Origin of the sequence: Micromonospora acroterricola, from assembly GCF_003172955.1 — a bacterium.
GTDB lineage: Bacteria > Actinomycetota > Actinomycetes > Mycobacteriales > Micromonosporaceae > Micromonospora > Micromonospora acroterricola.
Genome location: NZ_QGKR01000218.1, coordinates 1 through 508, shown reverse-complemented (window position 1 = coordinate 508; position 508 = coordinate 1). Strand labels below are relative to the sequence as shown.

The 508-nt window shown below is 72.8% G+C and carries 1 protein-coding gene; it reads left to right on the top strand.

Annotation, left to right across the window (positions count from 1 at the left end):
- A partial coding sequence (locus DKT68_RS18550) for a galactose-binding domain-containing protein (protein WP_201749090.1) occupies window positions 1-420 on the top strand: 420 nt, incomplete at its 5' end.
- Between the last annotated feature and the right edge of the window lie 88 nt (window positions 421-508).

The following is a 508-nucleotide window of genomic DNA, read 5'->3' as shown; positions in this document are numbered from 1 at the left end:
ACCGGGAACCTGGCGGCCGGACGACCGGTCACCGAGACCAGCCACTCGGACGTGTACGCCGCGCCCAACGTGGTGGACGGCAACGCGACCACCTACTGGGAGAGCGCCAACAACGCGTTCCCGCAGTCGGTGACCGTGGACCTGGGCACCCCCCGGTCGGTGTCCCGGGTCGTGCTGAAGCTGCCGCCGGCATCCGCCTGGCAGACCCGCACCCAGACGCTGTCGGTGCTCGGCTCCACCGACGGCTCGTCGTTCACGACCCTGAAGGCGTCCGCCGGCTACACCTTCAATCCGGCCAGCGGCAACACGGTCACCGTGACCTTCGCGGCGACCAGCCAGCGGTACCTGCGGCTGACCGTCACCGGCAACACCGGCTGGCCCGCCGGTCAGCTCAGCGAGTTCGAGGTCTACTCCAGCTAGGCCGGGCGCCCCCGCCCGGGAACGGGCGGGGGCAACCCGGCCTGGACGGCCCGGCGCAGCGCGGCGCCGGTCCCGTCCGATCCCGTCC